Genomic DNA, 22893 nt, shown 5'->3' with positions numbered 1-22893 from the left:
GAAGAAATATATTGGCTTAAATCAAAATGAGCTATTGGAGGTTGCTTAGGCTATTGATAGAATTACACTTTATTTATTCACCCAAAAAGTATATCACAATGAATAATTTTATTGCGTCACTGACTCCTTCAATCGCTCGCTTTGTTCTAGTAGCTTCAGCAAGTTTTGCATTCAATATTGCATATGCAGACGAACTAAAAGACATCACAAAACTAGCTGACCAAGGTCAAACTGCGGTAGCACTCGACCGCATCAATACGTTTATTGCGGCAAACCCAAAAAACGCACAAGCGTTATTTATGAAAGGCGTATTGCTAGCTGAGCAAGGACGTAGAGATGAAGCAATCAAATCATTTACTGAAGTCACTGAACGCTTCCCAAACCTGCCAGAGCCATACAACAACCTAGCAGTGTTATATGCTGACCAAGGCCAGTTTGATAAAGCGCGCAAAGCACTGGAAACTGCAATTAAAACCCATCCTAGCTATGCAACCGCTCACGAAAACCTAGGCGACATTTATGCACGTATGGCCAGCGAGGCTTATGATAAAGCGTTGCAACTTGACACCGCCAACACGCGTGCGCAAGGCAAACTATCTTTAATTAAAGACCTGTTCGGCACCGGCAACAAAACTACCATTGCCGCTAGAGAGCCTGTAAAAACTGCCAGCGCGTCAACTACAGCAAACGCAACAACTCCTGCCCCAACACCGGCGGCTGAAGTTAAAAAAGCACCAAATCCAGCAAGCAACAATACAGACAACATTACAGCGTCTATAAACAGTTGGGCGCAAGCTTGGTCTAACAAGGATTTAAACAAATACTTTGCTAGCTATGCAGACGACTTTAAGCCGGCTAAAGGTCAAAATTACAAAGCATGGGAAAAACAAAGACGCGAACGCATTAGCGCGCCATCTAAAATCAATGTTGAACTCAACAATATTGCGGTGGTCGCAAATGAAGGCAATACAGCAAAAGTACGCTTTAAGCAAAGCTACCAAGCTGACAAGCGCTCACCAATCCGTACCAGCAAAACACTATTGCTTAAAAAATCAGGCGACAACTGGTTAATTACTGAAGAAATCGCAAGCAACTAGTTGCGCATGGTATTTTTGAAATAGTGGTATTGAAATATAAGGCATGATGATTAACAAAGCACTGACCTATACGCTATTAGCTGCCATTACGCTGGTGCCATGGAATGCAACCGCTGTGAATCGCTTTAGCTTTGGCAACCTGTTGCCTAAAGCTAGCTTCGGTAGCGCAGCAGCCATCGCATCTAACGCGGCAGCTAATCTGGTAGAGGAATTACTGGTAAAAAGTTTATTCGAGATTTCTGAGGGTAAGCACCAGCAAGCGCTGAATACCATAGATCAGTTGATTCAAAGCGTTCCTAATTTCAAGCTTGCACACTTGGTACGTGGCGACTTACTCATGGCGCAAGGTAAGTATTTGCAGGCGTTTGGCGACCCAAGCATCAATCGCCCAGAAGCAGTGCAAGACTTGCAGGAAGAAGCGCGCGTTCGCATTGAGCGATATCTAGCCAAGCAATCCAAAGCGAAACAACCCAATTTGATTCTGGCACCTAATGCCCAACAAAGCCATTTGATGCTGATTGACACCAGCAAATCCAGATTGTATCTGTATGAAAAACAGGACAATCAACTCAAATACGTTGCTGACTATTACATTACCGTAGGCAAAAATGGTGTTGAGAAACAGACAGAGGGCGACAAGCGCACACCGATTGGCGTCTACTTTGCCAGCACCAAACTAAAACAACAACTACCGGACTTTTATGGCGAAGGCGCTTACCCGCTTAGCTACCCTAATGAATGGGATAAAGCACATAATAGAAACGGCTCAGGCATCTGGCTGCACGGCACACCAAGCAGCACTTATAGCCGCCCGCCACGCGCAAGCGATGGCTGTGTTGTAGTTGCCAATCAAGACTTAAAAGCGCTGGAGCCTGCACTGCAATCAGGTAAAACTCCGATTATCATTGCCAACAATCTGGAATGGTTAAACAGCTCTGATGCACCAGAAGCTGAAAAAGAGTTACTCAACTCAGCAATAGACCATTGGCTGAACGACTGGCGCGCACAGGATACAGAGAAATACCTGTCGCATTACTCCAAAGACTTTTCAACCAATGGTATCAACTATCAGCAGTGGGCTGAGCATAAATATCGCGTGCAAGCTAGTAAGCCTGACATCGACATTTCACTGTCAAACATCAGTATGTTTAGCTATCCTGACCCACAGAAAAAGCTGGTGGTGGTCGATTTCACACAAAGTTTTAATAGCCCACATTTAAAAAATGTCATGCAAAAACGCCAGTACTGGATTCAAGAAGGCAACCGCTGGAAAATCATTTATGAAGGTACGGCTTAGTTTCCACTAGGCTGCTTCAATCATCACTCAAGGAACCCTATGCGCAAACTCTATATTCTTCTAACCTTATTACTACTTAGCAGCCCAGCTATGGCGGCCAACCCACAAGTGGTATTTGAAACCAATCGCGGCAACTTTATCGTGGAGTTGTATCCTGAAAAAGCACCTAAAACTGTGGCAAACTTCTTGGCGTATGTGAACTCCGGCTTTTATCAAGATACTATTTTCCATCGCGTGATTAAGCGCTTTATGATTCAAGGCGGTGGTTTTAATGCCGACATGACAGAAAAAGAAACACGCGCGCCCATTGTTAACGAGTCCAACAACGGCCTTACCAATGAAGTAGGCACCATTGCCATGGCAAGAACTTCAGACCCAGACTCTGCAACCTCACAGTTTTTCATTAACCTAGAGAACAACCAGTTTCTTAACTACCAAAGCCCGGATGCACAACTTATTGGCTACTGCGTGTTTGGCCGAGTGCTAAAAGGCATGGATGTGGTGCGTGACATTGCCGCAACATCAACTGCCAATGTAGGACCATACGGCGATGTTCCAAGATCACCTATCGTTGTGCATCAGGTTAAAGTGAACAAAACGCCGTTATAGGCACACCGCTAATTTTTATTAGGTATCTTCAACAGTTTTAACAATTATTTATTAAGGAAATTTCGTGGTTAAACTACAAACAAATTTTGGCGATATCACTATCGAACTAAACGCTGAAAAAGCGCCGATTACAGTAGCTAACTTTTTACAGTACGTGGATAACGGTTTTTATGACAGCACAATTTTCCACCGTGTGATTAATGGCTTTATGATTCAAGGTGGTGGCTTTGACACTACCATGACACAAAAAAGCACAGAGGCTGAAATTAAAAATGAAGCGGATAATGGCTTAGGTAACGAAAAATATACTATTGCTATGGCACGTACATCTGCACCACACTCAGCAAGCAGCCAATTCTTTATCAACGTTGCAAACAATGAGTTCTTAAACCACACTGCGCCTAGCGGTAACGGCTGGGGCTACTGTGTGTTCGGCAAAGTGGTAGAAGGTATGGACGTAGTTGATAAAATCAAACAAGTTGCTACCACCAGCCTTAAAGGCCATCAAGACGTGCCTTCAAGCAACGTAGTGATTGAGCGTGCTACACGCGTTTAATCGCAATATTGATTAGCATTAGTTTGCTGCAGAATACTTATCCAGTTAAATAATATGCTGAAACTTCCAAGCAAACTAGGCAAACGCAATAAAATCGGGGCTGCACATTTTGGTTAATCTCAACACTGGCAGCCCCGCTTCATCAGACGTGACTATTTTCATTTCTGATTTACATCTGTGTGCGAGTCGTCCGCATATCACCGATGCTTTTCTGCAATTTCTATCATCCGAGGCAAAGTCAGCCAAAGCGATTTATATACTGGGCGATTTATTTGAATACTGGGCTGGTGATGATGATATTGAGGACGCTTTTAACAAGCAGATCCTTCAAGGTTTTAAGCAGCTAGCCACTTCCGGCGTCTTGATTTACTTAATGCACGGCAACCGTGACTTTTTAATTACCGATGACTTCTGTAACGCGGCACAGATACATTTAATCAATGACCCTACACTGATAGACTTAAGTGGAAACACTACGCTATTAAGCCACGGCGATGCGTTATGTACGGATGATGTCACCTACCAGCAGTTCCGCACGCAGGTGAGAAATAAGCAGTGGCAAGCAGATTTTTTAAGCCAACCATTACAGGCACGCAAGAATCAGATTGAAGCTATTAGATTACGCAGTGAACAAGAAAAATCCAATAAGTCAGCTGCGATCATGGATGTAAATCCAGATGCAGTAAACCAGTTGCTAAGAGAATATAACCACCCTAGCCTGCTGATTCACGGCCACACACACAGACCAAATCAGCACCAATTGCTAGTGGACGGTAACACAACCACAAGATGGGTGCTGGGTGACTGGTATGAACAGGGTAGCTACTTGGTGTGCGATGCATCAGGCTGCCGTAGCGTCAACCTTAACAGCAATTAAACCAGCTTAGTCTACGTGGCGTAGCAACCAAGCATTACGGCTGGTACCCTGGTATTAAGGTCAAATCAACTTGATCGATCTGTTCAGGCTCTAAAAACTGCTGAGCATACCTCAGGTAAATACCTTCTCGTATAAAGATATCAAATAGCTCTGGGTCTATATGATTATCTACTTTCATCCGGCCCAATATCGCCAATGATTCAGAAAGCGTTTTTGCTTTTTTATATGGCCTATCCTTAGACGTGAGCGCCTCAAAGATATCTGCAATTCCCATCACGCGCGCTGGCACCGACATCTGCTCTCGTGTTAGGCCTTTAGGATAGCCACTGCCATCCATATGTTCATGGTGGCCACACGCATACTCTGGAACACGCGCCAGGCTCTGCGGGTACGGTAGCGAATCCAGCATGCTGATAGTCACGACAATATGGTTATTAATCACTTGGCGCTCTTCTGCAGTTAAAGTGCCACGCTTGATACTTAAGTTATAGGTCTCGTCTTCATTCAAAAATGTCACTTTATTGCCTAAGGTATCCAATATCTCCAACTTGGCAATCTCTTGTATGCGCTGTAAATCACTCGCAGTCATAGACTCACTACCAATGTTGGCCATCCTTAAAAAGGCAACAGCCTCATCACAATAGGCTTTAAAAGCATCTAGCGTTGATTGCTGCTGATTGAACTTTTCCTGCTCTGTTTCTCCCGCCTTCAACATTGCCACTTGCTCTCTTAGCATTGCGCACTCGGCCTGCTGTTTTAAGAGCTCAAACCTTTGCTCAATCAACTGGATGCGGTCAAAAATCGAGGATAGCTTTGTCGGCTTATCCATGATCGCCTCCGGCGTCGTCACCTTACCGCAATCATGCAGCCAGCTTGCCACTTTCAGCTCGTAAAGCTCATTTTCATTTAGCGTGAAGTCTTTAAAAGGCCCGCTTTTAGCGTCAATTAAGGCCTGCGTAAGCATCATAGTCAGCTCGGGGACGCGTCGGCAATGCCCGCCTGTATAAGGTGACTTCTGGTCGATGGCATCAGCAATCAACTCAATAAACGCCTCGAACAGGCCTTTCAGCCCTTCAATCAAGTGGTGATTGGTCATCGCGACAGCGGCCTGCGACGCCAAAGACTCGACCAGTGTTTGATTGGCTATTGAGAATGGAATAATAGCGCCAGTATCTTTATCTATAGCGTTAATCAGTTGCAGCACACCGATCACTTTTGATTCGTGGTCTTTCATCGGAATCGTTAAAAATGATTGCGAATGATAGCCAGTTTTTTCATCAAATTTGCGCGTACCGGAGAAGTCAAAACTATCTACCTCACGCACGTTCGCTATATTAACCGTTTGATCTTGTAGGGTGGCATAGGCGGCAACAGTAGTTAGGTTAGGGCTTCCGTCCTCCAAATATAAAGGCAATGGCAAAAATGGAATTTCTTTACCCGTCGTCCCGCCTAGATACATGTTCAGCGACTTATTACGCATCATTTCAAACTTAAGATGCTGATCTTGCGTAATGGTATAAAGGGTACCGCCGTCAGCATTGGTGATCTCTTGTGCGCCAAGCAGAATCATTTCTAACAAGCGCTGGTGATCGCGCTCAGCCGAGAGCGCAATACCGATTGCATTTAGGCGCTCTAGCTGCGCTAATAAGTATGGGTGCTGATGTTCAAACATTGAATGCTATACCTCATTAACTGGGTAACTTAAACTTCTTTAACACTGTGCCTTAAGCACATAACGCAAACACACTGATTAAAACTCATGCTCAGTACTTCTATGCATGAGATAGATAGAACTCCATTTTCACGCCTGCCAGCTCAATCACATCATGATCAACCAATGCATGCGCCTGCACACCTGTAGAAACGCCATTAACCACAGGCAAGACTTTACCTTCTACATGCGTAATAAAATAACCATTAGGGCGCTTGGTGATCACAGCGACCTGCACGCCAGTTTTACCCAATGTGGTAAGCGCCTTATTGAGCACCAACTCTCGCCCACTGCTAGAACCATTTAATACCTGTATCTTGCCAACTAAAGCTGGCTGGGCTTGGTCACTATCGTCAGATATTACATTTGAAATAGCTGATGGCCTAACACTTTGCCGTGGTGCTGAGGTTTGTGCTTCAGATGCTGCATTAGAAAAAGACTGTTGAGGTTTGGCACTAAAAGCTGAAGGATGCACCATCATGGTTTTTTCAAACCCTGCGACGCTCGCCTCATGCTCATGAAATGTAAGGTGGAACCGACCCAACTCAATCACATCTTCATTGTTTAACTGCTGTTTTTTAACGACTGTATTATTGATGCGCGTACCATTGGTACTATTAAGATCTTCCACAAAGAAATCATTCCCTTGTTTCAGGATAACAGCATGCTCACCACTGATGGCTAGATTATCAAGGTGAATGTCATTGCTGGATTTACGACCGATGGTAGTTTTAAGATGGCTTAATGTATATTCATTTAAGTATGAACCGTCTAGGGTAAGAATAAGCTTTGCCATAATCTATCCTGTTACTTTATCCAACCTATAAAATTATCATACCAGGTATTCTTATCTTCATAAGAGCTATTAACTTTGGCTAGTATGACAGAAACATTGTCTTTACCGCCATGATTATTCGCCAAGCGTACCAACGCATCGGCTGCGCTGGATAAATCCAATAAGTAATGATTAAGTGTTGCCTGGATAAGCGCATCATCCACTAAATCACTCAATCCGTCAGAGCAAAATAGATAAATATCGCCTACTTCAACCTTAAATTCATTCAGTTCTAACTCAACCTCTGGATCCACACCCAAAGCTCTGGTCACCAGATTTTTATGGGTACAATGCTTTGCCTGCTCCAAAGTCACGACACCAGCTTTAATCTCTTCTTGCAATAAGGAGTGGTCTTCGGTCACTTGCTGCAACTGATGGTTGCGTAGCCTGTAGACGCGAGAGTCGCCAATATGTCCGACGAGCAACTGATTATTCGTGAACAATCCTAATGCCAAAGTCGTACCCATACCCGCACATTGCGAGTATGTTTGTGATGCCTGATAAATAGATGCATTTGCCGTAGCCACTACATCAATCAAGAGCTTTCTGAGAGTTGCTTTACTTACAAAGGGTCTATCAACAATATCCAGCACGCCAGATGCCGCTGAATAAGAACCTAATGCCTCGCTGAGTTCAGCGGTGATACTAAGCACCGCCATCTCACTGGCCACCTCTCCTGCATTGTAACCACCCATGCCATCGGCCAGAACCACTAAACCGATGCTAGCATCACTGGCGATGGCATCCTCATTGTGACTACGCAGCAATCCAACATCTGTTAAACGTACAATTTCCAGAGCGTGGCTCAAATCCATGATATCTGCCTTGACTGAGCATGCATCACAAAACTACCGTGTTTAATATCAGAGACTAGCTTCTCGCAGCTTTAACTTCTGCTTCGCGTACATCTGCTGCAAATTTATCTAAAACACCGTTGATATATTTATGCCCATCTGTACCGCCAAACACTTTTGCCAACTCAACACCTTCATTGATCACAACGCGGTATGGAATGGTTAGATCAAACATCAATTCACAACCTGCAATGCGTAAAATTGCATGCTCTACCGGGCTAAGCTCGCTGATAGCACGGTCAATAAAGTTAACAATCTTGCCATCAATAGCAGTCAAATTTTCAGTAACTGCTTGCAATAAATGCTTAAAGTAAGCTTCATCGGCCTTGTTGTAATCTGGGTCATCACGCATATCACGGAACACTTGTGACAGCTCAGAGTCATTTAACATACCGCGGTAAACTGCCTTTAATACTAACTCGCGTGATTTTCTACGATTTTGACTACCGCTTTTTTTGGCACCACTTCTAGAGCCCGGCTTTTTAGCACCGCCACTGGCAGCAGCGCCAGTTTCGGCTTCGGTATCTATCACTAAGCTTGTTACTGCTGGTTTATTTTCAATCATAGCGCTTTAACCAAATTAAACATCTCAACAGCTACCTGAGCTGCCTCAGCACCTTTAATGTGCATGCGTGCAATCGCCTGATCATCATCCTCTGTAGTCAGCACTGCATTTGCAACAGGCACGCCTGTATTCAATTGCACTTCTGAAATTCCGCGAGCAGATTCATTGGCTACCACTTCAAAATGATAGGTCTCACCACGGATAATCGCACCCAAAGCAATTAACGCATCATACTTTTCACTTAAAGCCATGTGCTGAAGGATCAGAGGTGTTTCCAGCGCGCCTGGCACCGTTGCAATGGTAATTGCATCACTAGCCACACCTAACTTAAGCAGCTCGTTCTTGCACGCCTCAAGTAAACCGTCACCAATATTGCTGTTAAATCTTGATAAAACAACACCTACCTGCATCCCTGATCCATCTAGGTTTTTCTTAATTTCTCTCACGTACGCTTCCTTTAAACTTGCTTAAACTTAATAAAGCAATATTTTACCGCATATCGCCAACATCATAGGCGATATATTCAAAGCACTCGACCTAGATAAAATCAGTATCAACTAGTGAAACAATATCCAAGCTTTTTGCAATGTACTGAATATGCCATACGAAATTGGGATCGCAACCAGAGTCCACGCGACAATAGCTAGTAGCGGATGGCTCTCAGCTTGCTGGCTTTCCACTTTATCGCCATTTAATTTGATTGATTTTTCATGCGCTAATTGTCGCTCTGCTTCTAGTTCGGCGTCAGTCATATAATGCTTTTCTGCTACTGGTTTTACCAGCAAATTACAGATAAAACCAAGCAAAAGCAGTGTAGCTAACACATACATAATCACATTGTATGCTGCGCTAGCGGGCACGCCGTGATCCAACTGGTAGTCTCGCAGGTAGTTGACAATCACAGGACCCAACACGCCGGCAGTAGCCCAAGCGGTTAAGAGCCGCCCATGAATCGCACCCACATGCTGGGTACCAAAAATATCGGCCAGATAAGCTGGAATAGTAGAGAAGCCACCGCCGTACATGGTCAAAATAACGCAGAACAAACCGGCAAACACAGCAACACTGCCGGTGCCGCCTGCCCATGGCGCAGAGATATACAAAAAGAAACCTAATGCAAAAAAGATAATATAAGTACGCTTGCGTCCCAACCAGTCTGACAGCGACGCCCAGCCAATACGGCCGATAATATTAAACAGGGAGAGTAAGCCAGCAAAGCCAGCGCCAATCGCCGTCACACGTAACAACTGCTCTGGCGACAGTTCAGCTAACTTCAAATGCTCGCCGATTAAGGCACCGCCAAACACCTCTTGCAACATAGGTGACGCCATGCCAATTACACCAATACCTGCACTCACGTTCAGGCACAGTACCGCCCAAAGCAGCCAGAATTGCGGTGTTTTATGCGCATGATTCACATGCACATGGCGATTGGTAATCATGCTGTTGCCATTGTTCACAGGCGGCACCCAGCCCTTAGGCGCCCAGCCGGTTGGCGGCACACGATAACTCAATGCACCTATCATCATGGCAATAAAATAGAACACACCCATAATTGCAAAAGTCTGCCATACACCAACTGAAGTAGGCGTAGCAAAGTGCGACATCATGGTATTAGCAAGTGGCGCACCAATCATGGCACCGCCGCCAAAGCCCATAATTGCCATACCGGTTGCCATACCACGGCGATCCGGAAACCACTTAATCAATGTAGAAACTGGTGAGATGTAACCCAAGCCTAGACCAATGCCGCCAATCACCCCAGAGCCTAGCCACATCAACCATAACTGATGCGTGTAAACCCCATAGGAGGACAATAGCAGACCGCCACCCCAGCATACCGCAGCAACTGCACCCGCTTTACGCGGCCCTGCATGCTCCAGCCAATGACCAAACACGGCAGCTGATGTGCCTAAAAATACAAAAAACAAAGTAAACATCCAGCCTAAATCACTTACTTTCCAATCACAGTCTGTCGCAAACGCACGTGCCCATATCCCCATGGTATCAGCACACGCAATTGGGTCTTGGATCCCTAGCGCTTTCGAGAGGGGCAGCCAAAACACGCTAAACCCATACGCCATGCCTATAGACAGATGAATTGCCAAGGCGGCAGGCGGCACCAGCCAACGATTAAAACTAGGACTAGCCGTGATTCTCTCTTTAGAAAAAAAATCCGTCATTCATTACTCTCCACACGCATTATTATTTTTTAATACCCGATTAATATCGCTAACGGTATAGTGTAACAAATTGTTAAAAATGGCAATTTAGTTATTGCATTTACCTGCATATATACATGTTTAAACTTTGTCATGAATATGTCATATTAGCGTCATAAACTGATTAGGCTTAAATATCCGAGGCAATTTAATTGAGGAAATATATATGCCAGCCAATATATTAGTAATTGAAGACGAACCAGCCATTCAAGAGTTACTCGCTTTGAACATCACCCAAGCTGGTCACAACGCAATCCGCGCGCTTAGTGGTGAAATTGCGCTAGACCTCATGCGTGAAACCGTGCCTGATTTAATCCTGTTAGACTGGATGCTGCCCGGAATGAACGGCTTAGAACTTGCACGCAAACTTAAATCAGACACCTACACTAAAAATATTCCTATCATCATGCTTACCGCACGTGGCGAAGAGTACGACAAGGTGCGCGGCCTAGAAGTTGGCGCCGATGATTATGTTACAAAACCATTTAGCCCACGCGAGCTTAATGCGCGCATCAAAGCTGTGTTACGTCGCAGGGCACCACAAATGACAGATGACCCAATTGAACTGAGCGGACTAAGGTTAGACCCAACCACGCACCGCGTGACTGGCAATCAAAAAACCATAGATTTAGGACCGACAGAATTCAGACTGCTACACTTCTTCATGACCAATGCCGAGCGCGTACATACCCGCAGTCAACTGTTGGACAAAGTCTGGGGCGACCGTGTATTTGTTGAAGACCGCACTGTAGATGTACATATCAGACGCTTACGCAACGCACTGTCAGCTTCAGGGCACGAAGACTTGATTCAAACAGTAAGAGGTGCCGGCTACCGACTATCTTCGCAACCTAGTGAAGCCAGTCACAATTAAACAGTGCACGCAGAACATCAAGTGGTTACACATGACAGCAAAAACTCATGCTTACTTGCAAATCCTCGCTATAATCACTTTAATAAAAACAACTGAAAATATGACTCGTGATTGATATACGCTGGAAAGCCGCCTTATTTATTTGCGCTCTAAGCATAGTGAGCGTTTTTCTTTGGCTAATCTCAAGCTTGGTAACCGCCCTGGTTGTATTTACACTGGGGCTGTTACTTTACCTCGTTAACCATATTCGCTGGATACACCAACTCAACAACTGGCTCAAAACACCGGACATACGTCAGGTGCCGGAGGGCTCAGGTCTGTGGGAAGATGTATACAGTAGCCTACTCAAATACGAACGCAACAATACGCTCAAGCAAACAGAATTAAACTCTGCCTTAGAGCGCTTTCAAATTGTTGCAAATGCGATTCCAGATGGGCTAGTTATCCTCAGCGCAGCCAATACTATCGAGTGGTGTACATCCCATGCAGAATACCAGCTAGGATTAGACCTTAGAACCGATAAAAATCTGCCCATAGTTAACTTACTCAGAAGCAGCCACTTCATTGCTTATTTGTATAATGAAGTTTACGACGAGCCATTTAAACTGAAAGACGTTAAGAGTACTGAGTCAACCCTTGAAATTTGGCTAATTCCGCTAGCAACCAAGCAAAAACTGTTGATTAGCCGTGATGTCACGCAAATTGAAAAAGTTGACGCGATGCGCCGTGACTTTATTGCAAACGTGTCACACGAGTTACGCACGCCACTGACCGTAGTTGGCGGTTTTATTGAAACACTTTCAGACATGGAAGGTGCAATTCCCGAGAGCATACGTAGCTACTTTGGTATGATGCAAGACCAGACGACGCGTATGCGACGCCTAATAGAGGACTTACTCACCCTTTCGCATATAGAAAGTAACACGCAGGCTCCTGACAACAACCCGATTAATATGTCCATGCTCATGAATATGTTATTAAATGACGCCAATGCACTGAGCCAAGGCAAACACAAGATTACCGCACAAACCAACCCACATTTCGACTTAACCGGCGCTGTTGATGAGTTACAAAGCGCTTTAGGCAATTTAGTAAGCAACGCCATACGCTATACACCAGAAGGCGGTGAAATTAATATCAGCTGGCAACTAAATCATAACCAAGGTGTGTTTAGCGTATCAGACAACGGTATTGGTATAGACCAACAACATATTCATCGCTTAACTGAGCGTTTTTATCGTGTGGACAGAGGCCGCAGCCGCGAAACGGGCGGCACGGGGCTCGGGCTCTCTATCGTTAAGCACATCTTAACCAGACACCAGGCAAAGCTTGAAATCACCAGTGAACTTGGCGTGGGTAGTACATTCAGCGCTGTCTTCCCTAAAGCGCGGATTATACAAAAGTGATAAGCGCTGCTGCTAAGCTTAAGAAAATCACGCCATACATCGGTTGTGCTTTTTTACTTTCTGCCTGCGCCTCCAATGTGCCGCTAGATAAAAACGGTAAAAAGAACGTTCCAGACCAAAAAGACAAAAGTACGCTTAGCCAGATTGCAAAAGCAGATATCGATAGAATGGCCGATGTAGAAATGCGCGAGAACGCGCAGAGCTTACGCCTGCTGATGCTCAAGTTGTACAAACGTAACCCGCAGGAACTCAAGAAAAGCACTTCAGATCCTGCCGAAAAAATGATTGACTGGGTGTTTGATGGTGCAGCGCAGCATCACTATCAACTGCCGGAGATTAACAATCTGGTGACGACTGATGCAATTTTCCTGGCGTTTAATCCGGAGTTCAAAGGCGACAGAGTGCTAGCGTTTACCGTCGGCCTGCACACCATGCTACTCAAGGCACATAACGATAAAACCGAGTTTTACTTCACAGACAGCCTAGACCCACAGCGCATATACAATGTGGCGCGCAATATAGAAATTGCTGTGTGGAAACTATCAAACGCCAGGGACGAAACCGGCGCACTGTATTTACTTAGCAATGAGATTAATGATCACGATAAGAACTTATCGTTTGAACGTGAGTTTGGGAAAATGATTGGCCGCATTGACCTGTATGCACTTGTACTGGCTGAGAAGTCGCAACGTTTGATTTCACGCGTAGTGCAGAACCTTGCTACCGCCCTATTCTTGCCGTTCTAACCTAAAAGCTTAACTTACTGAGCTCTCAAGCGAAATATTTGCTGAGCATTGCGCTACGCAACACTTCTGCACCGAACCGCAACCCAAAGACTACCACTAACGTCCCATGTAAATTGCAGTATGCAATCTACATGGAATCGTAGTTACTATTACAGCAATACTTTCTCGATACCGCCATTGTTGGCTTTGTGTACATATTCTTGCATCCAGTTCTCACCTAGAATATGTTTAGCCATTTCCACCACAATGTAGTCAGCTTCAATACCAGTATCCTCACCATAACGTGACAGACCCTGTAAGCAGCTTGGGCAAGAGGTCAGTATTTTCACTTGTTCTTCCGGTGCACCTACAGTTAAGCCCATTTGCTGCATGCCTTTTTCCAGCTCTTCCTGTTTACGCATTTTTACCTGCGTAGAAATATCTGGACGTGCTACCGCAAAAGTACCGCTCTCACCGCAGCATCTGTCATTTAATGCTACATCTTGGCCCATTAGCGTATTAGTCACTTCTAGTGGTTTATACGTTTTCATAGGCGTATGGCAAGGGTCATGATACATATAGCGCGTGCCGGTAACGCCTTGCAAGCGCACATCTTTCTCCATCAGATACTCATGGATATCTAACAAGCGGCAGCCTGGGAAAATCTTTTCAAACTCGTATTTCTGCAACTGATCCATACAAGTACCGCAAGACACAATCACCGTTTTAATATCCAGGTAATTCAGTGTATTTGCGACACGATGGAACAACACGCGGTTATCTGCAGTAATTTCCTGACCTTTGTCATGATTGCCTGCGGATGTTTGCGGGTAACCACAACATAGATAACCTGGCGGCAACACTGTAATCGCGCCAACTTCATACAGCATGGCCTGCGTAGCTAAACCTACATTTGAGAACAAACGCTCAGAGCCGCAGCCTGGGAAGTAGAACACTGCTTCAGAATCATCCGTTACCTTTTGCGGGTTACGGATTACCGGAATCATATGATCGTCTTCCAAGCCCAGCATAGCACGTGAGGTTTTAGACTGCATTTTCTTCGGCATAGGGCGATTAATAAAATGTATCACCTGTGCTTTGATTTCTGCCTTACCTACGGTTGCCGGCGGATGTTTTTTATCACGCAGCAAGCCAAAGCGCTTAGCCAGACTATGTGCCAGATTTTGTGCTTTATAACCCCAATTAATCATTACAGTACGCAATAATTTAATGGTGGCAGGATCTTTAGCATTCAAAAATGCCATGCCTAGCGCTGTGCCTGGATTAAATTGCTTTTTACCTTGCTCACGCAGGAAGTTACGCATTTTGATGGAGACATCACCAAAGTCGATATCCACAGGACACGGCTTCTCACAGCGATGACAAACCGTACAATGGTCAGCTACATCGTTAAACTCATCAAAATGCTTAATTGAAATACCACGACGTGTTTGCTCTTCGTACAAGAAGGCTTCAATAAGCAATGATGTACCTAGAATCTTATTACGTGGGCTGTACAATAAGTTTGCACGAGGCACATGGGTAGAACACACAGGCTTACACTTACCGCAACGCAAACAATCACTAATGTCGTCTGCAATTTCGCCAATTGCAGATTGCTCCATAATGATAGATTCTTGCTCAAGCAGACCAAAGCTTGGCGTATAAGCATTCTCTAAACCAGAGCCAGCTAGCAATTTACCTTTATTAAAGTGCCCGTTAGGGTCTACTTTATTTTTATAGTTAGTAAATGTATCAATGGTAGATTGATCCAAGAACTCCATTTTGGTAATGCCGATACCATGCTCACCAGAAATAACACCGTCTAAATTACGTGCCAGTGCCATTACTTTAGCTACGGCCGCATGAGCATCCTGCATCATGCCATAATCATCTGAGTTGACTGGGATATTGGTATGCACGTTACCGTCGCCCGCATGCATGTGTAACGCAATAAACACGCGGCTTTTTAGCACTTGTTTATGAATCTCATCGCAGCGCTCAAGAATTTTCTGATACTCACGTCCGGCAAAAATATCTGCCATTGGGCGTTTTAGTTCGCGCTTCCAAGAAATTCGTAAGTCATAAGACTGCACGGCTCTGAACACATTCTCATAATGTGCATATGCTTTGCCAGCCTCGCCTAACACTGAAACAGGCTCATCCAGATGCTCTAACACGAAGCTCCAGCGTGCGCGCAAATCATCTAACAAAGCCAACGCCATTGTTTGCTTTGTTTTCACCATATTCAAATCAGCATTACCATCTTCGTCTGCTTGCAAAGGCAGTTCGCCTTGCATGAATACTTTTAAGGCATCAATCAGCTTAAGCTTGTTTCTGATAGATAGATCAATATTTATGCGCTCAATACCATCAGAGTAATCGCCCAAACGCGGCAACGGAATCACCACATCTTCATTGATTTTGAACGCATTGGTATGCTTAGCAATTGCAGCTGTGCGTGCACGGTCTAACCAGAATTTCTTACGTGCCTCACTAGATACTGCAATAAAGCCTTCACCATTACGTGCGTTACATAAACGCACCATGCTGGACGCAACTTCACCTACAGCATTTTCATCATCGGATGCAATGTCTGCAATCAACACCATTTTCGGGCGTTGCTGACGGGCAGCTTTGGTGGCATAGCCGACCGCTTTAATATAGCGCTCATCCATATGCTCAAGCCCCGCCATAATAACGGCTGGCGTTTGCTTCGCGGTTGCATCTAGGTAGTCTTTAATTTCTACGATAGCCGGCACTGCATGTGACACATTACCAAAGAACTCCAAGGCAATGGTGCGCACGTACTTAGGCATACGATGCAAAATGAAAGTAGCGCTAGTAATTAAACCATCACAACCCTCTTTTTGAATGCCAGGCAAGCCAGATAAGAACTTATCGGTAACGTCTTTACCCAAACCAACTTTACGGAAACTTGGACCTGGAATTTCCAAAATCTCAGGCTCAGACAACAGCGTTTTCATATCTTCGCTGTAACGGCTGATTTTAAATCTAGCCATTTCAATGTCGTGAATCTTACCTAGATTGTGATCTAAGCGTTCAACTTCCATCCACTCGCCATCTGGCGTCACCATGCGCCATGAGGCTAGGTTATCCAAAGCAGTACCCCATAACACGGCTTTTTTACCACCCGCATTCATGGCTACGTTACCACCGATACAAGAGGCATCGGCACTGGTTGGATCGCAAGCAAACTCTAAACCTGCATCAGAGGCAGCTTCCATCGCGCGTCTGGTGACCACACCAGCGCCACACTCGATAGTAGCAACTTGGCGAGCAACACCCGGCAAGGTGCGCATTTGCACGCCTGTATGTTGATCCAGCTTTTCTGTGTTAATTACAGCTGACAAAGGTGTTAATGGGACTGCACCACCCGTATAGCCAGTACCGCCGCCACGTGGAATGATAGTAAGCCCTAACTCAATACATGCTCGTACTAAGGCAGCAATTTCGCCCTCGGTGTCCGGCGTCAACACCAGGAATGGATACTCTACACGCCAGTCGGTAGCATCAGTCACGTGAGATACACGTGATAAGCCATCAAACTTCACATTATCTTTGCGCGTAATTTTTGAAAGTTTAGCCAGTGCTTTTTTACGTAGATTAGCTGTATGCTTAAATTCATTCTCGAATTTAGTCACAGCTTGGCGTGCAGCCACTACCAGCTTAACTACTTTTGCGTTGCCCGCACTGCGCTCATCAATCGCAGCAATGCGGTGTTTTAAGGCATCGACTAGCGCTTTGCAACGCTTAGGGTTCTCTAATAAGTCATCCTGCAAATAAGGATTGCGAGAGACCACCCACAAATCCCCTAGCACTTCAAATAGCATGCGTGCGGAACGCCCAGTTTTACGCTCGCCGCGCAATTCATTTAAAATACTCCAAATTTCCTCTCCAAGAAACCGAATGACAATTTCACGGTCAGAGAAAGAAGTATAGTTATAGGGAATTTCGCGCAAGCGCGTAGCAGGCTTAGGCTCTGCGTTTAAAATAGTGCTTAATAGAGGTGCGTTCATTGTAGTTTTTGACAAATAGCTTTGCTATTAAAGAATCATTATAACATGGTGTAAGCTGGCAAATAAGCGCGACTGTGATATGGTTATTTATCACACTCACACATTTATGATAGCAACACCTGAAAAAAATTCACCCTGAATATCCATTAATAAAGTTAGACTACCAAGATGAAACAATTATTAAAGAAATCTTTACTGCCGGTAATTATTATTGCACTTTTAGTTCTGCTAGGGTTACAGCTAACCAAAAAGCCACAAGCGCCGGATGTGACATTTAACACGATCGATGGCAAAGAAATCTCAATGGCATCTTTGAAAGACAAGGTCGTCATCGTTAACTTCTGGGCCACAGACTGCCCAGGCTGCATTAAAGAAATGCCTGAGTTAATTAAAACATATAACACCTATCAATCCAAGGGGCTTGAAATCATTGCGGTTGCCATGCCACATGATGAAATATCGCAAATCAAAAATTACAGCAAAGCTCAACAACTGCCATTCCCTGTGACATATGACCAAAGTGCAGCACTCACTGAACTATTCGGTCAAGTGCGCCTGACACCCACTGCATTTATCTACAACAAACAAGGCGATTTACTGCAAAGAACCATGGGTGAGTTAGATTTTGCAGCATTACAGCAATTATTAAATAAAGAGTTAGGTGTTTAAATGCTTTGGATTAAAGCGCTGCACATTATTTTCATCACTAGCTGGTTTGCCGGCTTGTTTTACCTACCCAGACTATTTGTTAACCACGCGATGGTGCTAGATAGCGCAACGCCCGACCAAAACACCTCTGAACGCCTGAAGTTGATGGAAAACAAACTTTACCGCTTTATGCTACCGCTCGCCATATTAGCGCTTGGCTTTGGCCTTTGGCTATGGCTGGGGTATGGCATTTCTGGCGCGTGGATGCACGCAAAACTAACACTGGTAGCTATACTTATCGGCTACCATGTCTACTGCGGCAAACTCGTGAATGACTTCAAGCAGAATAAAAACCAGCACAACCATATTTGGTATCGCTGGTTTAACGAACTGCCGGTGCTCATTCTCATCGCCATTGTCATACTGGTTGTGGTTAAACCTTTTTAATAGAAAGATTAAACATGAATAATGAAGATTCTGACCTGCTAGGCTCGTCTTGGCTCATTTACATGTTAGCCAAATCAAGTAATACCCCCGAAGGGCGCTTATTAAGCTTGTTTGATATTCTTAATGACTGGTTAAAAGCACCCAACATGCTGAAGCACTGTCATTTAAGTAATACCAACCATGCATTATTACTTAGCTACTGTATCGCGCAGGCACAAGCGTTAGGGGCAGAAAGTCCTGAAACTTTAGCCGAACATATCGTACTGATTGCGCGCAATGCTGCCCAGCAAAACATTGCGCACCCATTAAGCAATAGCCTAATGCATGCCAAAAAAGCAGCTAATGCTCTCATTTTGGCACAAACCCAACCACCGGCGCCTACTCAGGTAAAGCGCGCCGTTAACAAGCCGGTTGCATACAGTATTGCGGCAACCTTGGCGCTTGCCATAGGTGCCTCACTCATATGGGCACCTATGCTAAAAGATCAACAATTAGCAACACATGCACGCGCTGAAACAAGCGATACAAACAACAGCAAGCAGGCTGTTGCAGCAACACAACCCCTGACCGCTCAAGATGCAACGCAGATGTACGCTAAATTTGAGCTGATGCGTCAGGGCTCATGTCAGTTTCCTGAAGTATTACAAATGCCAGATAAGCATAAAGCCATCTACCTAGAAAATGTAGTGGCTGGCAAGCTGCCAGCCAACCTGGAAGACCTTGCTATAGCGAATGAATACTTAGAAAAAATACGATGCAACTACACGCCAATGCTGATGGCTGCATCCAAATAGAAAACCACACGCTAAAAACAGTTGCAATCACTGTATACAGATTAGTATAATGATGCTATGACTGGCCTACGTGAAAAAATACTCACTACTGCGAGCAATCTGTTCCAAACGCAGGGCATTAACTCAACCGGAGTTGATACCATTGTGGCTGTCGCCGGCACTACCAAAATGACGTTATATAAATACTTTGGCAGCAAAGAAGTACTTATTCTCGAAGTACTGAAACAAGGTCATCTCGATTTTCAAAACTGGCTCAACGACAAACTGAGCAACAACACCAAGCAACCTAGCGAAAAGTTGCAAAAGCTGTTTGACTACATTGAAGAGTGGGTCACCTCTCCCGATTTTCATGGCGTAGGTTTTATTAAAGCGTCAGCAGAGTTTCCTCAAGAAGATAACCCGGTGCATCAACTATCTTCACAGCAATCGCAGCAGTTTAAGCAGTATATTCACCACTTGGCAACCGAGGCCAATATTAAAGATGCCGAGGGCTTATCGCTACAGCTATCTTTGATATTTGAAGGCGCGGTACAGGCTGAGCAAATGAAGCGTGGCTCAGGTGCAATTAAATACGCAAAAACAGCAGCAAAAATTCTCATAGACGGCGCGTCAACGCAATAAAACGAACACGTGCATCGCGCACAGCAAATACTGGCAGATATTAGGCTAGCCCATCTATTAAACTTGCCTATCTGGGCTAATACCTAAGATAATGATTCTTTTTTCATTTCTGCGTTAATTCCATGCACACACTTATTTGCGGCTCACTCGCTTTTGACACCATTATGGTGTTCCAAGATAAATTCAAAAATCATATCTTGCCAGATAAAATTCACGCTTTAAGCGTTGCGTTTTATGTGCCTGAAATGCGTCGTGAATTTGGCGGCACAGCAGGTAATATTGCTTATAACTTGCAACTACTAGATGGCAACCCGCTCATCATGGCAACCGCCGGTGAAGATTTTGGCACTTACACACAATGGCTGAATAAAAACAAAATCAACACAGCCCACATCAAAATCATTCCTAACAGCTTTACTGCCCAAGCCTTTATTACAACAGATACTGATGACAATCAGATCACAGCATTCCACCCAGGTGCGATGATAGAGTCTCACCAAAACAGTGTAAAAGAAGCCAAAGATATCACCTTGGCAGTGATTGCACCCGATGGCCGAGACGGTATGTTTCAGCATGCGCGCGAATGCCATGAAGCTGGCATTCCGTTCTTATTTGACCCTGGACAAGGCTTACCTATGTTCAATGGTGAAGAGCTGTTGCACTTTATTGAAATGGCTGACTATCTTGCTGTTAATGATTATGAGTCACAAATTATTCAAGATAAAACCGGCTTATCTCTCGAGCAACTGGCACTAAAAGTTAAAGCGCTGGTCGTAACCTTAGGCGGTCAGGGCTCACAAATTTATGCTGATGGTCAACGTTTTGATATTCCATGCGTTGTGGCAGATAAGATTGTTGATCCAACCGGCTGTGGGGATGCCTACCGTGCAGGTTTGCTGTATGGTATTGCTAAAGGCTGGGATTGGCCAACTTGCGGCAGGCTTGCTTCGACCATGGGCGCAATTAAAATTGCGCACCGTGGTGGACAAAACCATGCACCGACACGTGCAGAGATTGAGATTATTTACACTCAGGCACTCGTCAATGAAACGGCGTTAACTGAAGGCTTAGCCAATTAAATACTGGCTACCTTTAGTATGCTGGTAGAGGTAAAACTTTTAAAATTTATATTCACTGATTAAAGGAAAAATAAAATGCATATCAGTCGACTTATCGCAGTAAGCCTACTCAGCGTATTTTTAGCTGCTTGCGCAAGCTCCAACTCTGGCTCTGTGTACAGCAGAGAAGATGCCCGAAAAACGCAAACAGTAAGAACTGGTACCGTAGAAAGTGTGCGTCAGGTAAAACTTGAAGGCACAAAATCACCGATTGGTACCCTAGCTGGTGGCGCAGTTGGCGGCATCGCAGGTAGTTCAGTGGGTGGCGGCAAAGGCAGTGCAATCGCCACAGTGATTGGCGCTGTGGTTGGCGGCCTTGCGGGCTCAGCTGCTGAAGAAGTAGCCACTAGAAAAGATGCGTTGGAAATCACTGTCAAACTTGATGGCGGCGGTCTGCTTGCAGTGGTGCAAGAAGCGGATGAAGCATTTTCTGCAGGTCAAAGAGTCCGCCTGATTGAAAACGGCGGCACCACACGCGTATCGCACTAAACAGCGACTAACGCTCACAACCTCCGTGATGCCTAAGCTACAGATAAATTAGGCATCGCGGTTGCATTACTGAGAATCACCACTCACTCAACAAACCAAACAATCTAAAGCCAAGTGCTGAGCGTTCGCTATATCAAACCTGAACATAGCTTTGCTTTACACCAAACTGCTGTCAACAAAGCATCATCTGCACGTCATTAATTCTTCATATTCCATCTTTAAAGTGCTGTTCAAGCATAAAAGATAAATTTCATGGAGAGTCGCCAGATCATGCGTAAAGATTTAACCCTAATTGGCAGCATCAATACACGTAACCAAGAGTCAGCATCACAAAGAAGACTGTATGTGAATCTAGCACACACGCAGGCTGAAATTGAAGAAGCACAACGCCTGCGCTACAAAGTATTTGCTGAAGAAATGGGTGCACAACTTTCAGGTACTGGTGGTTTAGATATTGATGGCTTCGACCAATTTTGCGACCATCTGATTGTGCGTGACAGCGGCACCAATCAAGTGATTGGTACTTATAGAATATTAAGCCCATCCAAGGCTAACGAAGCTGGCGGCTACTACTCTGCCGGTGAGTTTGATTTAAGCCGCCTCTCTCACCTGTTTGACCGTACTGTTGAAGTTGGCCGAGCCTGCGTACACCAGAACTACCGCAACGGCGGAACCATTACTATGTTATGGGCGGGCCTTGCCAAGTACATGCAGATTCATAACTACGAGTACATGATTGGCTGCGGCAGCATGAGCATGTCGGATGGCGGCCACAGCGCAGCCAGCCTTTACAACAAATTACGTGACGAATACTTATCACCTTTAGAGTACCGTGTATTTGCACGCAACCCATTGCCAATCCAGGCATTACATGACAACTTGCAAGTTGCATGCCCGCCTCTGATTAAAGGCTATTTGCGTCTAGGTGCTTATATTTGCGGCGAGCCAGCTTGGGACCCTTATTTCAACACCGCAGATATGCTGGTGATGCTGCCACTATCCAGAATCAACCCAAGATACGCCGCGCACTTTTTAAAATAAATCTAGTGCTGACTCACCTAGCTTGGCTGCAGTGCTGTGCGTCAAACTGCGCAACACCAGCTAAGGT

At 44.9% G+C, this 22893-nt stretch carries 22 protein-coding genes; 15 read left to right on the top strand and 7 right to left on the bottom strand.

The genetic code is table 11. The features are described from left to right. The first annotated feature begins 98 nt into the window (after positions 1 to 98). The 5 genes from VGD82_RS06995 (at position 99) to VGD82_RS06975 (ending at position 4436) form a co-directional block, all read left to right on the top strand. Positions 99 to 1097 carry a tetratricopeptide repeat protein gene (locus VGD82_RS06995; RefSeq protein WP_331019718.1) on the top strand — a complete coding sequence of 333 codons (999 nt, stop codon included), beginning with the start codon at positions 99 to 101 and terminating at the stop codon, positions 1095 to 1097. Positions 1098 to 1140: 43 nt separating this feature from the next. Next, on the top strand, positions 1141 to 2394 hold the full coding sequence (locus tag VGD82_RS06990) for a L,D-transpeptidase family protein (RefSeq protein WP_331019717.1): 1254 nt from the start codon (positions 1141 to 1143) through the stop codon (positions 2392 to 2394). Between the two features lie 39 nt (positions 2395 to 2433). Then, the gene (locus VGD82_RS06985) at positions 2434 to 3003 is read left to right on the top strand and encodes a peptidylprolyl isomerase (RefSeq protein WP_331019716.1); all 570 of its coding nucleotides are present in this window, start codon (positions 2434 to 2436) and stop codon (positions 3001 to 3003) included. Between the two features lie 64 nt (positions 3004 to 3067). Beyond that, positions 3068 to 3559: a peptidylprolyl isomerase gene (locus VGD82_RS06980; protein WP_135276217.1), complete on the top strand. Its 492-nt coding sequence runs from the start codon at positions 3068 to 3070 to the stop codon at positions 3557 to 3559. A gap of 109 nt (positions 3560 to 3668) precedes the next feature. Continuing rightward, positions 3669 to 4436, top strand: a complete 768-nt coding sequence (locus tag VGD82_RS06975) for a UDP-2,3-diacylglucosamine diphosphatase (protein WP_331019715.1) — start codon at positions 3669 to 3671, stop codon at positions 4434 to 4436. A gap of 34 nt (positions 4437 to 4470) precedes the next feature. On the opposite strand, the gene VGD82_RS06970 is transcribed toward VGD82_RS06975, so the two are convergent. The 6 genes from VGD82_RS06970 to VGD82_RS06945 form a co-directional block, all read right to left on the bottom strand. Next, on the bottom strand, positions 4471 to 6108 hold the full coding sequence (locus VGD82_RS06970; RefSeq protein WP_331019714.1) for an HD domain-containing phosphohydrolase: 1638 nt from the start codon (positions 6106 to 6108) through the stop codon (positions 4471 to 4473). 100 nt (positions 6109 to 6208) lie between these two features. Continuing rightward, positions 6209 to 6943 carry an FHA domain-containing protein gene (locus VGD82_RS06965; protein ID WP_331019713.1) on the bottom strand — a complete coding sequence of 245 codons (735 nt, stop codon included), beginning with the start codon at positions 6941 to 6943 and terminating at the stop codon, positions 6209 to 6211. A gap of 11 nt (positions 6944 to 6954) precedes the next feature. Beyond that, the gene (locus tag VGD82_RS06960; protein ID WP_331019712.1) at positions 6955 to 7797 is read right to left on the bottom strand and encodes a Stp1/IreP family PP2C-type Ser/Thr phosphatase; all 843 of its coding nucleotides are present in this window, start codon (positions 7795 to 7797) and stop codon (positions 6955 to 6957) included. A gap of 55 nt (positions 7798 to 7852) precedes the next feature. Further along, entirely contained in the window at positions 7853 to 8401 is a 549-nt protein-coding gene (gene nusB / locus VGD82_RS06955; RefSeq protein ID WP_331019711.1) for a transcription antitermination factor NusB, read from the bottom strand. Next, positions 8398 to 8847, bottom strand: coding sequence for a 6,7-dimethyl-8-ribityllumazine synthase (gene ribH / locus VGD82_RS06950; protein ID WP_019899568.1), 450 nt, complete (start codon positions 8845 to 8847; stop codon positions 8398 to 8400). Before ribH ends, nusB begins: the two co-directional genes overlap by 4 nt. 111 nt (positions 8848 to 8958) lie before the next feature. Then, on the bottom strand, positions 8959 to 10584 hold the full coding sequence (locus tag VGD82_RS06945; protein WP_331019710.1) for an OFA family MFS transporter: 1626 nt from the start codon (positions 10582 to 10584) through the stop codon (positions 8959 to 8961). A gap of 205 nt (positions 10585 to 10789) precedes the next feature. On the opposite strand from VGD82_RS06945, the gene phoB reads away from it, so the two are divergent. The 3 genes from phoB to VGD82_RS06930 all read left to right on the top strand — a co-directional run bounded on the left by phoB (position 10790) and on the right by VGD82_RS06930 (position 13649). Continuing rightward, positions 10790 to 11497 carry a phosphate regulon transcriptional regulator PhoB gene (gene phoB / locus VGD82_RS06940; RefSeq protein ID WP_331019709.1) on the top strand — a complete coding sequence of 236 codons (708 nt, stop codon included), beginning with the start codon at positions 10790 to 10792 and terminating at the stop codon, positions 11495 to 11497. 107 nt (positions 11498 to 11604) lie between these two features. Then, positions 11605 to 12903, top strand: a complete 1299-nt coding sequence (gene phoR, locus VGD82_RS06935) for a phosphate regulon sensor histidine kinase PhoR (RefSeq protein ID WP_331019708.1) — start codon at positions 11605 to 11607, stop codon at positions 12901 to 12903. Then, complete coding sequence (locus tag VGD82_RS06930) at positions 12900 to 13649, top strand: hypothetical protein (RefSeq protein ID WP_331019707.1); 750 nt, start codon at positions 12900 to 12902, stop codon at positions 13647 to 13649. The genes phoR and VGD82_RS06930 overlap by 4 nt, the downstream gene beginning before the upstream one ends. A 149-nt stretch (positions 13650 to 13798) precedes the next feature. Here the strand turns inward: VGD82_RS06930 and VGD82_RS06925 are convergent, their stop codons facing one another. Continuing rightward, positions 13799 to 17668 carry a DUF3683 domain-containing protein gene (locus VGD82_RS06925; RefSeq protein ID WP_331019832.1) on the bottom strand — a complete coding sequence of 1290 codons (3870 nt, stop codon included), beginning with the start codon at positions 17666 to 17668 and terminating at the stop codon, positions 13799 to 13801. 168 nt (positions 17669 to 17836) lie between these two features. Here VGD82_RS06925 and VGD82_RS06920 point away from each other — a divergent pair, with 168 nt between their 5' ends. From VGD82_RS06920 to VGD82_RS06890, 7 genes are all read left to right on the top strand, one after another. Then, the gene (locus tag VGD82_RS06920) at positions 17837 to 18337 is read left to right on the top strand and encodes a TlpA disulfide reductase family protein (protein ID WP_331019706.1); all 501 of its coding nucleotides are present in this window, start codon (positions 17837 to 17839) and stop codon (positions 18335 to 18337) included. Next, the gene (locus VGD82_RS06915; protein ID WP_331019705.1) at positions 18338 to 18763 is read left to right on the top strand and encodes a CopD family protein; all 426 of its coding nucleotides are present in this window, start codon (positions 18338 to 18340) and stop codon (positions 18761 to 18763) included. It abuts the gene before it with no gap. 14 nt (positions 18764 to 18777) lie between these two features. Then, the gene (locus tag VGD82_RS06910; RefSeq protein WP_331019704.1) at positions 18778 to 19557 is read left to right on the top strand and encodes a hypothetical protein; all 780 of its coding nucleotides are present in this window, start codon (positions 18778 to 18780) and stop codon (positions 19555 to 19557) included. 57 nt (positions 19558 to 19614) lie between these two features. Further along, positions 19615 to 20178 (top strand): TetR/AcrR family transcriptional regulator, encoded by a 564-nt coding sequence (locus VGD82_RS06905; RefSeq protein ID WP_331019703.1) that lies wholly within the window; start codon positions 19615 to 19617, stop codon positions 20176 to 20178. Positions 20179 to 20300: 122 nt separating this feature from the next. Next, positions 20301 to 21257 carry a carbohydrate kinase family protein gene (locus VGD82_RS06900; RefSeq protein ID WP_331019702.1) on the top strand — a complete coding sequence of 319 codons (957 nt, stop codon included), beginning with the start codon at positions 20301 to 20303 and terminating at the stop codon, positions 21255 to 21257. A 75-nt stretch (positions 21258 to 21332) separates the two neighbouring features. Then, complete coding sequence (locus VGD82_RS06895) at positions 21333 to 21785, top strand: glycine zipper 2TM domain-containing protein (protein ID WP_331019701.1); 453 nt, start codon at positions 21333 to 21335, stop codon at positions 21783 to 21785. A 270-nt stretch (positions 21786 to 22055) separates the two neighbouring features. Continuing rightward, positions 22056 to 22826 carry a GNAT family N-acetyltransferase gene (locus VGD82_RS06890; RefSeq protein WP_331019700.1) on the top strand — a complete coding sequence of 257 codons (771 nt, stop codon included), beginning with the start codon at positions 22056 to 22058 and terminating at the stop codon, positions 22824 to 22826. The last annotated feature ends 67 nt before the right edge of the window (positions 22827 to 22893 follow it).

Source organism: Methylotenera sp., from assembly GCF_036401095.1.
Taxonomy (GTDB): Bacteria; Pseudomonadota; Gammaproteobacteria; order Burkholderiales; family Methylophilaceae; genus Methylotenera.
Note: the sequence above shows the minus strand (reverse complement) of the source record. Positions and strands in the feature narration are given on the sequence as shown.

What these genes read in the sequence shown, in the direction of transcription:
- VGD82_RS06995 (WP_331019718.1), top strand. Translation starts at nt 99, where the DNA reads ATGAATAATTTTATTGCGTCACTGACTCCTTCAATCGCTCGCTTTGTT.
- VGD82_RS06990 (WP_331019717.1), top strand. Translation starts at nt 1,141, where the DNA reads ATGATGATTAACAAAGCACTGACCTATACGCTATTAGCTGCCATTACG.
- VGD82_RS06985 (WP_331019716.1), top strand. Translation starts at nt 2,434, where the DNA reads ATGCGCAAACTCTATATTCTTCTAACCTTATTACTACTTAGCAGCCCA.
- VGD82_RS06970 (WP_331019714.1), bottom strand. Translation starts at nt 6,108, where the DNA reads ATGTTTGAACATCAGCACCCATACTTATTAGCGCAGCTAGAGCGCCTA.
- VGD82_RS06965 (WP_331019713.1), bottom strand. Translation starts at nt 6,943, where the DNA reads ATGGCAAAGCTTATTCTTACCCTAGACGGTTCATACTTAAATGAATAT.
- VGD82_RS06960 (WP_331019712.1), bottom strand. Translation starts at nt 7,797, where the DNA reads ATGGATTTGAGCCACGCTCTGGAAATTGTACGTTTAACAGATGTTGGA.
- nusB (WP_331019711.1), bottom strand. Translation starts at nt 8,401, where the DNA reads ATGATTGAAAATAAACCAGCAGTAACAAGCTTAGTGATAGATACCGAA.
- VGD82_RS06945 (WP_331019710.1), bottom strand. Translation starts at nt 10,584, where the DNA reads ATGACGGATTTTTTTTCTAAAGAGAGAATCACGGCTAGTCCTAGTTTT.
- phoB (WP_331019709.1), top strand. Translation starts at nt 10,790, where the DNA reads ATGCCAGCCAATATATTAGTAATTGAAGACGAACCAGCCATTCAAGAG.
- VGD82_RS06925 (WP_331019832.1), bottom strand. Translation starts at nt 17,668, where the DNA reads ATGAACGCACCTCTATTAAGCACTATTTTAAACGCAGAGCCTAAGCCT.
- VGD82_RS06920 (WP_331019706.1), top strand. Translation starts at nt 17,837, where the DNA reads ATGAAACAATTATTAAAGAAATCTTTACTGCCGGTAATTATTATTGCA.
- VGD82_RS06915 (WP_331019705.1), top strand. Translation starts at nt 18,338, where the DNA reads ATGCTTTGGATTAAAGCGCTGCACATTATTTTCATCACTAGCTGGTTT.
- VGD82_RS06910 (WP_331019704.1), top strand. Translation starts at nt 18,778, where the DNA reads ATGAATAATGAAGATTCTGACCTGCTAGGCTCGTCTTGGCTCATTTAC.
- VGD82_RS06905 (WP_331019703.1), top strand. Translation starts at nt 19,615, where the DNA reads ATGACTGGCCTACGTGAAAAAATACTCACTACTGCGAGCAATCTGTTC.
- VGD82_RS06900 (WP_331019702.1), top strand. Translation starts at nt 20,301, where the DNA reads ATGCACACACTTATTTGCGGCTCACTCGCTTTTGACACCATTATGGTG.
- VGD82_RS06895 (WP_331019701.1), top strand. Translation starts at nt 21,333, where the DNA reads ATGCATATCAGTCGACTTATCGCAGTAAGCCTACTCAGCGTATTTTTA.
- VGD82_RS06890 (WP_331019700.1), top strand. Translation starts at nt 22,056, where the DNA reads ATGCGTAAAGATTTAACCCTAATTGGCAGCATCAATACACGTAACCAA.